Annotated in this window: 1 protein-coding gene (running past one end of the window); it reads left to right on the top strand. The window is 65.5% G+C overall.

What is annotated here, in order from left to right; translation table 11 throughout:
• Positions 1–17947, top strand: the 3' end of a protein-coding gene (locus AAK988_RS05640) for a hypothetical protein (protein ID WP_369880484.1). The gene continues 19850 nt to the left of window position 1, outside the view; the window shows 17947 of its 37797 coding nt (coding positions 19851–37797); the start codon falls outside the window, past its left edge; the stop codon is at positions 17945–17947.
• Positions 17948–18058: the final 111 nt, after the last annotated feature.

The raw sequence follows: 18058 nt of genomic DNA on the forward strand, positions 1-18058 counted from the left end.
CCGTACCACCCGCCAGCCCTACGGTCTGTGGCCCGACCGGGTGCAGGAGTTCCTCTACGAGGACTGGGACATCGCCCAGTCGACCAACGCCCAGTGGGGCGCGGTCGGCGAGGTGAACCGCAATGAGACCCGAGCGTGGCTCGAGGAGAACTTCCGAGCCACGGTGACCTACGAGAAGGTGGAGGCCGATCCGGAGGAGTACCCGGCTGCCGACATCAACAACGACAACTATCGCTTCGTCGTGCGCTTCCTGCCCAAGGGCAACGATCTGAACGGCGACCCCGATGAGGAGCAGCGCATCCGCTCCCATCAGATGGACACGTTCAAGTTCTCCATCGCCATGACCAACGAGCCGGAGTGGCCGGAGCTGCCCGACCACCGTGAGGCGGCCCGGGCCACGGAATCCATCCGCACCTACGTGACGAGCGCCATGACCGGCTATGCGGCTCTGACCGACAACGATATCTCCCATCCGAGCTGCGGCGCCGACCCCTACACCGTGGGCGCTCCGGCCCGTTACCGCGGCGCCGGCGACTCGCGCCAGCGCGATGTGCGCCTCGATGCCCTGTCGGCGGCCTATGCGACCCGTTGGGACGACAACGGCAACTGGAACAACAACGTGTGGCGCACCGACTCCAAACTGGGCACCGCCCTGTACCGCGATGCCCACGGCTGGGACGCCTACCGTTTCCAGTGGGAGTACGACAACGTGTTCAGCGGCTCCTACACCTATCAGCACAACGGCTGCTACATCCAGTCCAACGGGTCGTGGTACCACCGCAGCCATTGGTGGAACAATGTGGAGTTCGTCGATCGCCTGAAGTACAACTTCTACAATTCCGGCACCCAGACCAACGACCAGGTGCAGTACAACCATCTGAACGGCTATTTCGGTACCTACACTGAGGGCGGCGGTGCCCGGGTGGGTACGGCGGCCACCCCGCTCACGGGTCCTGCCGACAATCGCGGCCTGAACATCTCCGAGTTCAACTGGCGCACCCAGTACGGTCTGTCGGAGACCACCACGAAGAACCTGAACAACAACTATGTCGATGGCGAGGGGCGCCCCACCGTCGACTCCACGAACTCCGACGCCCAGAAGGCCGAGGCTTTCGCCTTGCGGGATGGGGGCACCGCGGCAGTGCACACCGATAGCGGCGTGTTCGCCGCCACGAAGCTGCGCTTGAAGACCCCCACCCTGGGCTCGGCCTACGAGATTGAGAACACCCCGGCCGACCTGCCCTCCGACGGCAACGGCACCACCTCCGTGCCCGGTCATGCGGTGACCGGCACCGGGGCGGCCGAGGGCCAGAAACTGGCCGACGCCGATCCGGACGCGAAGAAGGGCGCCTTCGAGTACGATGACGAGATCTGGCTGGCGGCCACGTTCAAGAACGCCGTGATCGGCGACAAGGCCGCCTCGGGCAACCAGGGCAAGGAAGGCGCGCTGCTCCACGGCAAGCTCGTGTTCTCCCTGTACCTGCCCGAGCAGGTGACCTTCTACCAGGAGGAGCAGCTGAAGAACCTCGGCGAGGCCGTGGGCACGCCCGATCAGTACGAGCGCCTGTTCACCGACTACGAGGGAAACGACTTCTCCTTCTATGTGGAGCGCACCTACCGCGATCGCCACACCGACACGGCCCTCGTGGGCAAGACCGAGGTGCGCGATCCCGACACGGGCGAGGCGCTGTATCCCAAGCGCGAACAGCAGACGGTGAAGTACGAGCGGCTGACCCCCAAACAGCTGGTGGAGGCCGGCTGGACCGTGCGCGTGCGCGTGCAGCCCGACTACGATAGGAACGGCTACGGCACCGCGGGGGCCGCAGACCGCAAGCACGCCGATTTCGGCAAGCCCGATGTGGACGATCCGGAGGATATGCCTGACAGCGATGATGTGAAGGTGCGCCGTCACGGCGGCGAGACCATCGTCTTCGAGCTGACGCCTCCCGACGACGCTTCCGACAAGGAGTTCGTGAAGCACGACAGCCTGCTGGCCGCCTTCTGGGCCCAGGTGCGGGCCGATGGCTATGTGGGTGCCGGCGATTCCGTAACCGTGAAGGTGCGCACCCGCATCGACAACCTCGGCGACGAGGAGGAGGCCCTGGCCGACCTGACCGACGCCGACGGCGAGCCGTTGCCCTACTACCAGCAGATCGATGCCATCCGCACCTGGTCCACCGAGGCCTCCACGGCTTACTTCGCCACGGAGAGCCGCGATGTGACCTGGCTGCCCACGGAAACGGGCTGGTCGCACCGCTTCGCCGAGGACATGACGGTGCCCGTGGCCGATGACGCGAAGATCCTCCAGGCAGTGAAGGAGAACTGCGCCATCAAGTACAACGAGACGGGCTTCCCCGAGACGGTGCCCGTCAGCCGCAATGCCGACGGCACCGTTACCTTCAAGAAGGGCGAGCTGTACTACAAGCCCACGGTGGGCGCCAACTCCCAGGAGCAGTACGGCGTATCCGGCTTCAACAACCAATCTCCGGAGTACTTCCAGTACAACGACGAGGACTCTCTGGTCTACGATGCCGCCGAGCACGTGGATCCGGACACCCAGGATGTGGTGCCCGCTGTGGACTACGACCAGGACGGCAAGTACGAGAGCGGTGGCCGCCCCGAGCGCCACATGAGCTCGCGGGCCGGCACCTTCGACATTCGCAAGCCCTCGGCCTCGGTGCGCGTGGACACGGGCACCGTGCGCGTGCCCACCAACGACACGAGCTCGACGGACTGCACGCAATCGGGCGATAACGACCTGTTCGTGACCCAGGCCATCAACACCGGTGCCGCGGTGAACAGCTTCATTGTGGACTGGCAGGTGCCCCTGTGGGCCCTGGGCACCCAGTCGGCGGAGAATGCGCCCTTGAACAGCGCCACCATACCCACGGGCAAGGTGGCCCCCACCATCACCTCGGTGAAGTCCGGCGTATGGGAGATTCCCGGCACCTATTACCATAGGCTGAAAAACCCCGTGACTGGCGCCGAGCGGGCCGTGGGCCAGGGCACCTACTACTTCAACGCCGCCGGCGCCGAGGTGGGCGCCTGGCGCGTAGACCGCAAGACCACCAAGGTGATCGACGGAAAGACCTGGTACGCCTACTTCAAGGACGACGACAACCACCATCAGACCAAGCCCCAGACCGATGCCGCCGGCAACGTGGTGACCAACAGCAAGGGCGAGATCGTCTACACCGACGAGATCGATTGGGTGCTGCCGGTGGATACGGTGCGGGAGCAAGTGAACACGCCCGAGGCCGCGGCCAACCGCGCCATCGAGGAGAAGCTCTTCGTGCTCGTGTACGTGCGTCACAACACCACCAACGTCACGAAGCCCAACAACGGCTACGTGGAGCAGAACGGCGCGGTTCGCCAGGATCGCGAGAACTTCGCCGTGCCCGGCACCGACGCCGACCGCGACTACTTCTTCGGCGAGGACGACGCCTCGGACTTCAACACCGCCGACGATGCCGCAGGCACCTGGCAGTTCGTCGGCTCTGCGCGCGTGTCGGACAAGCAGAACATCACCTTCACCCAGGGCGTGGCAGCCACCGGCAAGCAGGTGCGCCAGGTGCGCTGGGTCATTCGCGCGTGCGAGACCGACGAGGCGGGCCGTCCCATCCTCGACGACGAGACGCTCTCCCATGAGGTGCCGGTGCCCTCGGGCTTCCGCTTGGCCACCGATGCCGACCCGGACACCGTGGAGGTGGAAGAGCCCGACGCAGTGGATCCGAACCGAAACAACACCGCCTGGGCCAAGCAGAAGGATTACAACGACCAGGTCATCTACAAGTACACCGAGCGCAACCTCGGCAACATCAACTACCTGGATATGAGCAAGGTCTACAAGATCGCCCCGAATACCCTCTACTTCTACGGCGAGATCATCACCACCAAGGAGGGCAAGGGAGCCGACCGCACCCTGTCGGCGGCCGAGATGGAGGCCGCCAAGCAAGGCGTGGCTCCCAACCCCGCCGTGGGCGGCGACGACTGCTGGGTGCGCACCATGCAGGGCGACCTGCTCGTGGACGAGTACAAGCCCCAATGGGTAGTGGGCAGCTCGCTGCCCGAATCGGTGACGAAGAACGCCGCGGGCGTCCACGGATCGGCCTTCATCACCGAGATGCCCAAGATCCAGGTGACCGGCCCTCTCGGACGCCAGTTCTCCCTCGGTACGCCGGATCGGGGCCAGACCATTACGCTTTTGGCCGATGAGGACACCCCGGCTGAGGTGACCGACACCGTGGCCGACGCCCTGACGGCCAACGGCGCCGATGTGAACGTCCAGACGGCGGCTGATGACGGGCAGGATCCCACGGTCACCGTGTCCGACTCGGTGCATGTGAACCACTTCGCCACGGTGGTTCCGCGCTACGACGACACCAAGTACGCCTCCTTCGAGCGCAGCCGCGCCGGCTTCTTCCGCTCCGAGGAGCGGCCCACCATCAAGATCGACGCGAAGCAATGGTACTTCGCCGGCACGGCCAACAACGGCTACGGCTGGACGAGCGAGTCGATTATGCTCGATCCGGAGGACTCGCTGTTCATGCGCTACGAGATTACCCTGTACAACATCTCCCGAGGTCAGATGACGCTGCTCGGCTATGATGCGGACGAGTACCCGAGCGATACGTGTACAAATCCCTCGGTCTCCACGCTGCTGCCCCGCATCCAGAACTTCGGGCCCACGCCGGGCTCCATGTTCTCGAAGTTGCCGGACAAGACGGCCGATCAGAAGCTGCGCGAGCAGCAGGCGGAGCAGATCCAGGCCATCGGTCGGGAGCTGCAAGGGCTCGTCGATACCGACCGCGCCGCCTTCGAGGCGAAGCTGAAGGAGTTGAGCGGGCGGCTGAAGGCCATCGACATCATCTCCGGCGATCGCGTGCCCGAAACCTCGAAGGAGACCGTGGAGGCCATCAAGACTACGGTGGCTGCCCAGGCCGAGACCATCATCGGCTATCACCCGCGCACCGTTGATCCGGACACCGGCCAGGTGACCGAGCCCTACTACGATATCACCACCGTGAAGGCCTCCGATGCGAAATCCGTCGGCCGCAACCTCGTGGTGCAGGGCAACAACCTCATCAACCGCGTGTCCAAGGAACGGCCCTACAGCCGCGTGTTCGAGTACGTTCCCTACCAGAAGATGTTCGAGACGGACGCCGCCGGCAAGCCTGCGAGCCCGCTGAACGAGAACTACCGCCACGATCCCTCGTCGCCCTCGGCCGGCGATGCGGTGCATATGAACACCCAGGTTCCGCAGTGGACCTACCGGGTCGTGCGCTTCAAGGAGTACCTGCGCGACGATGACGGCAACCTGTGGACGAAGAACGCCGACGACAGCTACACCTATATCCGCAACATCCACGACGCCGATGGCTCCGGCGGGGAAGGCGATGGCGGGGACGAGGGGGAGGCCCCTGCTCCCGAAGAGAAGCCCATTCCCGATAAGCCCGTGGGCGACTTGGTGGAGTACGGCAGCTTTACCGAGTCCGATCCGGTGGCCATCACCGGCTCCACGGCGGCCCTGCGCGAGGAAGAGGGCATGGCCCAGCTCGGCGGCGGCCTCATTGCCAACGGCGGTACGACCCTCTCGGCCAAGGACGAGTTCGCCTACTTGTACGGCGACAGCGCTTCCAAAGCCTCCGTTTCTCCGCAAGACGACGCCGTGGCGCCGAGCGAGGGCGATGCCTCCGCGACGTCCAACACCCGCCGCAGCTTCACCTGGAACTTCACCGGCGAGAACGGCAGCCGTGGAACCCTGAACGCCGGCGAGGCCATCATCATCGACTTCACTATGCAGTTCAACCCGAACTCCTCGGCCACCACCGATGTGGGCAGCGCCCTGGTGCTGTCGGCCTATGCCGACAAAGCCGGCTCCTACAGCTTCTACGACTGGCCCCTCTTCCGCATTGACAGCCAGACGAAGCAGACGGTGCTCGTGGACAAGGCCACGCTGAACGATCCGGAAACTGCGGTTTCCAAGGACTCCTCCTACCGCTCCGACCTCAATGACGGCAACGGCAACGGCGACCGCACCGAGACGCTGTTGCGCAAGGACGTGGATTCCATCGGGTGGACCAATAACGACCAGGTGGTGCAGGAGAAGATGGTGCAGCCCACCTATACTGACGAGAAGTTCTCCAAGCGCACCCAGACAGCGGCCGTGCCCGAGGGAGGCACCTATATCTACGAGCTCATCCAGCAGTACACGGGCAACAATCCCTCGACGGCCATGCTCTACAAGCATTCCACCTTCATTGACACGCTGCCCCATGTCGGCGACAAGGAGGCCTCCACCTACGACAACAACGCGAAGAAGTACAATCTGCGCCAGTCCCAGTGGTCTGGCTGGCTCAAGAACCTCGACTCCATCAAGATGGAGTACACGGACACAACCTACGACGAGACTGTCGGTGATATCAAGGGCAAATACGAGCTGGCCTTGGAAGATGGCTACGACAAGGTGACGGGTCAGGAGATCCACGCCCAGGGCCAGGTGTGGGTCGGGCCCATCGCTACCGAGGGCAGCGGTGCCAACGTGCGTTACCGGCCCCTGACCACCGACGACATCGTGGAGCCCATCGATATCGCCAGCGCCAACCTCGACGCGACCGAGATGGAAGCCGATAAAATCGACGAGTACATCACCAAGTGGACTGTGGCCCACGTCACCGGCAACGGCGGCGAGACCGCAGTGGCCGCCGCTATGGCCGAGGTGAACCTCGTGGATCTCAACGACCTGAAGGCCTACGTGAAGGCCCATCCCGACGAGGCCGAGGCCCTCACCCGCTGCATCGGCACCATTTGGTGCCGCGTGCTTGACGACGACTTGTACCTCATGACAAACAACGGCGACGTGCGCTTGAAGTACGAGCTGACGGCCCCGCTGAACCTGCCCAAGTACCTCGGCGGCGCCGGCAAGACCTACAAGTCCATCGATGGCTTGAAGGAAGATGCCACCGAGCTGCAGAAGCGCCTGTGGGAGACGAGTCAGTGGAACACCTTCATGTCCATGGCCGACTACCGCTCCAGCGAGAGTGGCCTGACCTACCGCAAGATAGAGAACAAGCCGGCCGGCGTGTACGTGGATGCTCCGGAAGGCTACGGTTATCTGGGCAGTTACGTGTGGCTCGACAACAACTGGGACGGCCTGACCAACGACACCCTGGGCGAGACGACCACGGACACCCTGGGCAACGAAACCACGTACCACAAGGGGGCCAACGGCCGCTACATCTTGTCTACGGAGAAGTCCATCGACAGTGCTCGCGGCGCCTATGCCTACACCTACGACGGCGGCAAGGACACCAGCGCCCTGTTCCGCGATTTGGATTACGACGGCAAGCCGGATGACCCGGGCGTGAACGGCGTGAAGGTGGAGTTGCTCAACGAGTGGGGCGTGCCGGTGAACCGCAACGGCGAGGCCGTGGCCCAGGTGCGCGAGAGCACTACGTCCTCGAAGATGATCTGGGTGAAGGCCGATGCCAAGACCGGCAAGCCCATCCGCGGCATCTACGGCTACGAGCCCATTACTACGGCCGAGGGCGTCGACCTGGGCGCCTATGTGTACACCACCGAGTCGGACTACTACAACAACCGCGGCTACTACATGTTCTCCATGCTGAAGCCGGGCAATTACCGCTTGCGCTTCACCTTCCCCCGGCAGTACGCCAACTACGCGCTCACCACCAAGCGCATCGGCGCGGCCTCGGCGCCCGTGGTCAACGAGAAGGGGGCTCCCACCGGAGATACGGAGGACATCTCCTCCTACCTGTCCGTAAACCGCACCGGCGATGCCATGACGGCCACCTCCGAGGTGATCCGCGTGGATGCGGTGGCCTTCGACGCCGACCGCTACGCTGTGGGGGCCGATCCGCAAAATGAGATCTACGACGCGAAGATGACCAGCTATAACGTGGGCATCGCCCGCCCGGTGGTGTATTCCGGCGTGGCCTTCCGCGACGACAAGCTGGCCGGTTACGAGGATATGGAAGAGGATCCCGAAGAGGGTGGCGACGAGGGCGACGGCGACGGCGGCGACAACCCCGGCGGCGACGGCGGTGGCGACATCTTCAACCCGCAGAGTGCCCCGGCCGCGACGAGCGCGCAGAGCGGCTCTTCCGAGGGCGATGCCGGCATCGCGCCGCTGTCGCTCACGCCGGACAACGTGCCCGACTACGACGCCTCCAAGGGCGAGCTGCCGCCATTCATCATGGTGAACGGCAAGCTGACCCTGAACCTGAACAAGTACGTCGAAAATGACGGCGCGGTCGACCCTGAGCTCATCGACGGCGTGCTCGACTGGGTGAACGTGAACCTGGACGAGTCGAATCCCTACGAGTACGGCCTGGCCGTCGACGAGCTGCGCCTCAAGAACATGAAGGTGTCCGTGAAGGTGTACGACGAGGAGACCGACACGTGGGAGCAGGCCTACGATACCGACGGCAACCGGGCCGAGGTGCAGACCGACTGCGTGCTCATGGTGTCGGAAAAGGGTCAGAACAAATGGACCCGCGCTTTCGACGACGCGGGCAACAAGCTCGTGGCCATCGAGGATCTGGACACCCTAGATTGGCGTTGGGAGCCCGTAGAGGGCGACGCCTCCGGTGCCTTCAGCTTCTCGTTGGAGCCGGAGCACAACTACAAGATCGTCTGCACCGATACTAAGAACCGCGTGCTGAAGCCATCGGTTATGGCCTGGGAGAACGATCCTCTGAAGCGCCCGGTCGCCAATGCCGAGGATCAGACAGCGGATGCCGAGGGCAACCCGACCGACCGGGTGGCGGCCATGTGGGACAACGACCTGTGGCTCAAGGGCGGCATCGGCGAGACCAACAGCTTCTACGCGGCGGTGCCCGTGGACGCCAAGGGCCACGCGGTCTACGAGGATCCGCGCAACCCGTGGAAGGGCTATAAGGTCTACGACAAGCTGGCCCTGGGCTGGATCGACGGCACCAAGGGCTTCCTCGGCAACTACGTGTGGAGCGACAAGAACGACGGCGTTGACGCTGCGGGCAACCCGGTGTTCTACGACGGCATCCAGGGCGACGTGCCCAACATCGGCGTGGGCGCGGTGACGGTGACCCTTGAGCAGTACTACTGGCTGCCCGAGGACGCCGACGCCTTCGCGGCTCGGGACTACAACCCCGGCACCCCGGGCGACAACGGCAACGGCCGGGGCCGCTGGGTGCTCAACGACCTGGAGTACAAGACGGCCCGCACCTCCTCGGCCGGCAGCTATGTGTTCAAGGGCGTGCTCACCTACGTGGCCGACCCGAACGCGCCGAAGACCGTGAAGGACGAGGACAAGACCAAGTATCTGGCCGGCTATCGCGTGCGCATCGACCGCGACAACTTGAAGGCCGCGGAGCGCGACTGGGGCATCTCCCTGCGCAACGCGCCGACCAATCCGCTGACCGGCCAATTCGACGAGGAACTGGACTCCGATGCCGCCATGAGCGCCACACTCGTGCGGGACGCCGACGGCAACCCCTACGTGCGCGACGGCAAAGAGGTCTACGCCTACTATTTGAACGAGAGCGGATCCGGCTCCACCGCGGCGCCGACGCCGGGCACCGGTCCGCTGACCGTGACCGGCGGCCACGATGGTGACGTGTCCTTCGATCAGATGATCGTCATGGCCGGCGGTGCCGACGATGTGACCACAGCCCGCGAGAACATCCGCCGCGTCTCTCGCAAGAGCGGGAACATCACTACTACCATCGATTACGATCTCGGCGCCGCCCAGCGCATCGAACACTGGGATGTGGGCCTGGTGGAGGTGCCGCGGTCCGCAGTGACCGGCGTGGTGTGGAACGACGAGGACTACGACGGCGTGCGCACCGACGATGAGGAGGGCCTGGCCGGCGAGGCGGTGTCCATCAGCCAGTGGTACTACGACGGTGCCAACTGGGTGCAGAACCCGAACTTCGGCAACGATGTGCGCACCTCGGTGGCTGCCGGCTGGAAGACCGAGACCCGCCAGGATTTCCAGGGCAAGGACTACACGGTATGGGTGCGCGATTACCTGGACGCCGGCACCGGGGCTCTCGCGAAGGCCGAGACGACCAACGAGGAGTCCACGCTTCCCATCGGCGAGACCCAGGATGGCGGTTGGGTGACCGTGCATACCGATGCCGAGGGTGCCTACACCTTCGAGAACCTGCCCACGGCCTACACCAACGACGAGGGCGAGCATTTCCTGGCCGCCTACCGTGTGCGCCTGGACGGCCTGCGCGTCGAGAAGAAGTACGACGAGGACGACCCGACCAAGCTGCTCTACGAGACGCCGTGGATGATGACCCATTTCCACCAGGGCGACGATGAACAGCGCGACTCGGACGTGGAGGACAACCAGGGGCAGCAAGCGCCGGCCCTGCGCATCGTGGGCCGCGAACTCGACCATACGGGCACGGGCACGGCCGTGCAGCAGCGATCGCTGGACCGCGACGGCCAGATCATCCTGGCGGCTCCGGTGGGCACCGGCCGCGAGAACGCCTACCAGCCCTCCCAGGTGAGCATCCCGCTCGCTGATGTGTACCAGGACGCGACGGGTACGGTGAAGTACGACTACCTGACCCGCCGGGCTGCCGAGGTCCAGGGCGGCGACGTAGGCGAGATCGCCGTGCCCCGTCGCGAGATTTCCGGTCGGGTATGGCGCGACGACGACTACGATGGCGAGCAGGCCTACACGGAAGTGGAGGAAGAGGTGCTCGACGCGCACGGCGATCCGGTACTCGACGAGAACGGCGAGCCGCTTAAGCGGACGGTGAAGCGCTACGACGAGCCGGGTATCGAGGGCGAGTCGGTGACCCTTACCCAATGGTACTTCGACCCGGCCGACGGCACCTGGAAGCGCAACGAGCAGTTCGGCCACGATGCCATGAACGCCTTGGCTGCCATCGCCACCGACGACTGGGCTGCCGGCGAGCCCCATGAGGCCACGCTGAGCGATGACGGCCGTGTGACCCTGACCACCAATGGCAATGGCCTCTACAACTTCAAGAACCTGCCCACGGCCTATGTGGACGATGCCGGTGCCTTCTATCTGGCCTCCTATCGCCTGACCCTGAACGGGTTGGAGCAGACCGACGTGCGCGATGGCGCGGGCAACGTCGTGTCCCGCGTTCCGTGGATGATGACCCGCTACCACGAGGGCGCCCTCGCGAGCGATTCCGATATCGACGATGGCCTCGGATCGACGCCGGTTGACACCGTGGTGCCCTACCCGCTCACTGGCCGCGAGGAGGCCTTCGAGAGCGCCATCGACGAGGGGACGCGCGCCGAGGACGGCCAGATCATCCTCGCGGCCCCCAAGGATGCCGACGCTACCCTGGCTGCCGACAAGACCACCCTGGTCACGGTGCCCCACAACCAGGTCATCAGCGATGCGACCGGTTCGGTGGTGTTCGATATTATGCGGGCGCGGGCCGATCGCTACGATGGCGGCGATGCCGGCGAGCTGCCGGTGCCCACCCGCTCGCTCACCGGCCGCGTGTGGCGCGATGCCGACTACGATGGCCTCCAGGATATGAAGACGACCGAGGAGGTGGCGCTGCCCGACGGCTCCACGACGACCAAGCTCGTGGAGGAGGGCCTTAAGGGGCAGATCGTCACCTTGGAGCAGTGGTACTACGATCCCGATGCGGTGAATCCCGACAGCGCGCCGGCCTTCCTCACCGACGACTTCGACTATGATACCTTGAACCTGTCGGGGAAGATCTCGGCCAGCTATGACACGAGCCACTGGTTCCGCAACGAGGACTTCGGCACTGATATATACACGACGCTGCGCGACGGCGACCACCCCCTGGTGACCGGCGATTGGGATACCGCCGACGCCGTCGTGGCCGACGGTACGGTGGCCGTGCGCACTAACGACGAGGGCGTCTACCGCTTCGACAACCTTCCCTGCGCCTACACCGATGATGCCGGCAAGCAGTACCTGGCCGCCTATCGCGTGAAGCTGGACCGCCTCACTGAGAACTACGACCGCGACCATTACGGCATGCCCGAGGAGGGCGCCTGGATGATGACCCGCTACCACGAGGGGACCGAGGAGCGGGCTCTGACGGTGGATTCCGACCTGCCGGACAATCTGGGCATCACCGAGCACTATCCGATCATCGGTCGCGAGGCCTTCGTGGCCGAGGAGGGCACAGGCGCCGATGGCGCGCCCCTTACGACTCCCAAGCGCTACCTCGGTCAGCGCCAGGAGATGCTGGAGGGTCAGATCATCCTGGCCGCCCAGGGCAAGGATCGCAGCGCCACGGCCCAGGAGACCATTGCCGCCACCGACTTCCAGAACGATCTGGACGGGCGGCTCACCTTCGATTGGATGGACGCCCGCGACTATGCCGCGGGCGATGACGCCGTGAAGGCCGGCGATGTGGGCGAGCTGCCCCCGCCGACCCAGGACATCGTGGGCATCTTCTGGAACGACGCCGACAACGACGGCGTGCAATCGGTCGACGAGGCCACGGGCCTGCCCGTGGTGCATGCTGCGGATCCCGCGGATCCGGATAAGCTCGTGCCGCTGCTCATCGAGTACGCCGAGGACGGCACTATCACAGTGTACGAGGCCATCACGCCGACCGATGGCGAGGGGGAGGGCGCTCCCCTCATGAAGGGCGATGTGGTGAAGCGCTCGCGCCTGGAGTCCGACGGCCTGATCCACCTGTACGCCGTGGACGACGCCGGCGCCGAGACCCCGGTGATGCGCGCGAACGAGCTCACGGGCATCGAGGAGCCGGTGGTCTACGAGCCGGAAGAGGCCGTGGGCGGCACCGCCTACCGCGACGGCACCGTCTATGACGAGAATGCCAGCGAGGACGGCATAAACAACGCCCGAGTGACCCTGGAGCGCTATATCCCCGACGAGAACGGCAACTGGGTGCGCGATCCCGAGTGGGCGCTGCCCGGCGAGGGCTGGACCGATGGCAATGCCGACCCAGACTACTACGACCAGAACACCACCACGGCCTGGCGCAGCGACCCCCAGCACGTGCAGTATACGAAGGTGCAGGAGTACGCCCCGGTGGTCGAGGGCGGCGATCCGGTGGTGCGCTCGGGCGTCTATCGCTTCGAGGATCTGCCCACTCAGCGGGCAGGTGCCAACGGCGAGAAGATCATCTACGGCTACAAGGTGCGCTATACCGATGCCGGCTTCAAGCAGCGGGCCTGGATGATTGCGAAGTACCAGCAGAAGGACAACTTCACCCAGGACTCCGACCTCATCAACGTCAATGCCAACCTCATGCAGGCCGACGAGTACGATGTGCTGCTGAACCGCCAGGACGAGAGCTCGGTACTGGGCAACCTGACCGAGGGCAATCCGTCCAACAACGACAACCAGGACAAGGGCCTGCTGCCCTTGGACGAGGCCCTGGCCCAGAAGAAGCCCGCTTCCCGGGGCGCCTCCCGCAGTGCCGCCGCGACGGTGGCCCGTGCTCTGGCGGCGCTGCCCGCGGCATCGGCGGTCGGGGAAGCGGCTGTGAGTGCTCGCTACGACCTGGGTGCCGGCAGCGATCGCGCCTATAACGACGCGGCCCTGTTGAAGCGCAAGACCGCCACCATCGAAGGCGTGCTGTTCCAGGACGGCAACTACGATGGCATCAACCAGGCCGACGAGCCGAAGCTGGCGGGCAAGCACGTGTACCTGCGGGCCTGGGGCCTCAAGCTGGTGGCCGACGACCAGTGCGCCTGCGATGATCCCGCTGCTGGCGACGAGGGATCGTGGCCGGCGTCGACGGGTGCTATCGAGGCCCGGGATGCCGCGGGCCAGCCCATGGCCGGCTACCATTACGAATGGGTGCCCGAGCCCAACGGCACCGTGCGGGCCATCACCGACGCCGAGGGTCGCTTCGCCTTCGACGACCTGCCCGCGGCGACGCGCAACGTGAAGGCGGGCAACGACGAGGGCAACGATGACGTGCTCGTGACCGACGACTGGGACGAGTGGTATCTGCTCGGCTATACGTTGCAGGTGGAGGGCCGCGCGGGCCAGGATGGCACCGTGCGCGGCATGCCGGTGACCCGCCTGCTATCCGATGACGGCGACGAGCCGGTGAGCGCGGCGGCCTCCAAGGTGCACCGTCCCGGGGATGCGGCTGTGCTGAACGATCGCCTTGCAAACGATGCCGGCTACAGCGAAGACTACTACGCCATCACCTTGAGCGAGGTGAACGCCCAGGATGAGGAGAAGTCGGTGCTCGACGGCCGCTTGGTTCTGGCCGATCGGGCGACGACCGAGGCCGATCCGGTAGGTGCGACGGATCCCGCGTACTACGTGGGAGCCAACGGCATGGCCTTCGACCTGTCCACCATTCGCGATGCCGACTGCATGAACGGCGGCTTCGGTCCCTTCGGCACGGCGGTCATCTCCGGCGTGGCATGGGACGATGCCAATTACGATGGTATTCGCAACTACAAGGTCATCGGCGGTGAGACGGAGGAAGATGGCTCGGGGCAGGACGGCGTCGTCCCGGGCGAGGACGATGCTGCCGGCGATGGGGCCAACGGCGAGGGTGAGGAGAACGGCGACGCGGGCGAGGGCGACGACGGCGAGGAGCCGGGCACGCTCGTTCCCCTGGAAGACCCGCTCGTGGGCGAGACGATCTACCTGACTCAGGAGTACTACGATCCCCACGCTGCAGGCGGGGCCGGGGCGTGGGTGTACAACCCGGCCTTCGGCAATCCGGTGGACGATCCCCACCCGGGCGACCTGACTGCTACCGACAGCTCCGTGAGCGTGCGCCACGTGACTGACAACACCCAATACTCCATCGAGGGCTTCGGGTACACCGACGGGAACGGCGACTGGCAGCCGCTGTGGCTCGCCGATGCGGAAGACGCCGACTTCGTCACGGTATTCCCCTGGGAGGACAAGTATCCGGGCCGCTTCCGCGACGGCATGACCGTGACGGCTCTCGATGGAACGACCCACACCATCGAGATCAGGCCGAACACCCAGTACGGCGTTATCTGTCGCCAGCAGGATCGGGACGGCAACCTGGTGACGAGCCAGCAGCCCTTCTACGTGGCCACCCGCGGGGCCACGGCGGTGGCTGGCGTACCCTTTGCCGAAGGCGATGTGGATGTGACGGCCGCAGCGGTTACCTTCACGGAGCGCGAGGGATGGTGGAAGGAGGTCGGCGACGACGCCATTGCCGACGTTGAAGCCGATCCCTCCTGGGACGGCTGGGAGTACGCAGCGGTCCCCGAGGGGGCCACGGCAGCTGAGATCGCGGCCCACGGTTCCTGGGCGGTAGCCGACGAGGCCGGAATCGTCTCCATCGAGGGCCTGGCCCAGCGCACGGGTTACCAGCTGGTGGCCCGTCTGAGGACGGCCGGCGACCCGACCGATTCCGAGGGATCCGAGGCCTCCCGGATCGCAGCGACCCGCGCTCGTGACGCCGTGATCTTCCCCGATCCCGACGGAACCGAGATATGGGCCGTGCGCACCCCTGCCGATAAGGTGGGCGACTCCAACGGCTACCTGCCCGAGGGCTTGCCCGACACCCCCGAGAACCGCCAGGGCTCCGTGAAGCCGGCGCCTCCTGGGTCGCTCTCCACCACCACCGGTGCCGATGGCGGCTACCGCTTCGGCGCCCTCCAGTGCTACGTGCAGAAGGACGCGGCGGGCGACTTGGTGGATTACGGGGTGCCCGGTGCCGCCGACGAGGTGTTCCAGACGCGCTACCGCGTCTACATGGCAGAGCTGAACAACGGCTATGTGATGTCCCGCTTCCATGTGGGCGGCCCCGATTCCGACCTCACCCGCAGCGAGGAGGGGGCGCTTACCCTGCGCCAGGCCATCACCTATCGCAATGGCATGACCATCGACGATGGCTATGCCTACCTGAGCCGCGAGAGCACTAACAAGCCGGATTCCGTGTTCGGTTCCCAGTACGATGACGATGCCGATGACAAGAAGGTGGCATTCGACGTGCCCGCTCCCAGCGGCACGGTGCTCGACGCCGGCGCGAAGGCCCCGAATCTGAATACCGTTTCCGGTACCGTGTGGAACGACGGCAACCGCAACGGGCTGCGCGAGGAAGGAGAGGCCGGCATCACCGGCGCCACGGTGGAGCTGACCCGTTACTGGTATGACGGGGAAGAGGACCAGTGGGTCTTCGACCGCGACTTCAACCGCCTTGTGGACGCCCAGGGCAATGTGGTGCAGCCGGGCGGCGCCACGGTGTATCTCTCCGCCGAGGAGCAGGCCAGCACCTGCCGGGTGGTGACCACCGGCCGTTTCGAGCGCCGCGTGAAAGATTTCCTCGGCGAGGAGCAGGTCATCGAGTATCCCCAGGGCTACTACGAATTCAACGACTTGCCCGCCACGGAGGTGCGCGTCATCGGCAATGCCGAGCAGACGGTGGTCTACGGCTACCGCGTGAACGTGGTGGATATGCCGCGCGGCTTCGCCGTGACGGGTCTGAACAACGGCGAGGATATCGAGACCGACTCCGATCTCGACGAGGCCACGACGCGCCTCGATCCCGAGGGCGAGGTGGCTGTGGACGGCCTTATGGTGCTCGCCATGGCCGCCGACGATGCCGATGCCGAGGAGTCCAAGGTGGACGGCCCCGATGGGCTGCGCTGGTCCACGCTCGGGTCGCGGTCGAGCCACTTCAACGATGCCGGCCTCATTCCCTTCGCGGGCACGAGCGTGAGCGGCTGGGTGTGGAAGGACGCTGACAAAGACGGCCTCCAGGCCGAAGATGACGAGCTCGTGATTGATGCGGAAGTGGTGTTGGAGCGCTCGGTGGCCACCTTCGCCGATGCGGTCGATGCGGGCTGGATGAGCCGTATCACCGACGGTGCGCCGGGTAGCGACCTGGATGCTGAGGGCAACCCGCTCCAGGAAACGAAGCGCTACTTGGATATCGCCTGGATCGTGGACGGCGCGGAGCCGCCTGTGGAAGAGCCGCCCGTTTCGGGCGGGGACGAGGTTCCCGGCAGTCCCGATGAGGACGAGGACGAGAGCCCGGTTGATCCCGATGGCGGCAACAGCGAGGGTAGCGCTGATTCCGAGGGAGACACCGGTTCCGGCGGCGATCCCGCAGAAGGGGCCGACGGAGACGATGCGGCTGATGAGCCGGCGTACGTGACGGCCCTGACGTGGGTGACCCGGGTGTACGGCCTCGACGACGGGGCCGATGACGCGGGCGACGGTGATGCCGGCGACGGCGTCCCGGGCGGAAGCGATGCCGATAACCCAGACGATGGCAACGCCGACGACGGAGAGGGTCAGGCCGCAGCGCGGCTCAAGAAGCTGCTGGCCATGGATGTGCCCGACCCGGCGGCCGACCTCGACCGCAACCAGGATGACGGCGTGCTCTCCGAGGGCATCTGGGAGCGGGTGGCCGCGACCAAGACCGACTTGGAGGGCGGCTATTCCTTCGTCGGCCTGCCGGCGGTGGATGGCTATGGTCGTCCCTATGTGTATCGCGTGCGCATGGAAAAACCGACGGATGCGGAATGGGTGCCGCTGAATGTGGGCGAGGACGACAACCTCGACAACGATGTGGCCCATATGAACCTGCGTGGCGAGGACGTGGACGACAACGTGGGCATCAGCGAGCCGCTCGGCGTGCTGAGCCCGCGGGGCGCTCCCAATGCCTACGGCGTCGCCTACCAGGTGCTCGCGCCCCAGCAGTGGACGCGCGATGCCGGACGGGCCGTGGATCCGGGCTACTACGTGGAGCCTGATCCCGTTCCCGATCCTGGAGAGGAAGATGACTGGATGACGGAGATCTTCCAGAAGGACTGGCTGGCGAAGGTGACGCACAAGTTGCTGCCCCAGACTGGCGATCCTGCCTCGCTGCTGCGTCTCATCCTGGCATCCCTGGCGGGGCTTGCGGCCATGATGCTCGTTCTCTCGCTGCTGCGTCGCCGTGAAGAGGAGGAGCCTGAGCGGTGGGTGGATATCACCATCTAGGGCGCCGGGCCCGTTTCGGACGGAGCAGCCGGCTGATCGTCTAGATTAAGCGAGGAGGGGAGCGGTCCTGGGGGCCGCTCCCCGCTTTATGGGGTATTCTTGGCTTTGGGC

Source organism: Adlercreutzia muris (assembly GCF_041223505.1).
In the GTDB taxonomy this organism is placed as follows: domain Bacteria; phylum Actinomycetota; class Coriobacteriia; order Coriobacteriales; family Eggerthellaceae; genus Adlercreutzia; species Adlercreutzia muris.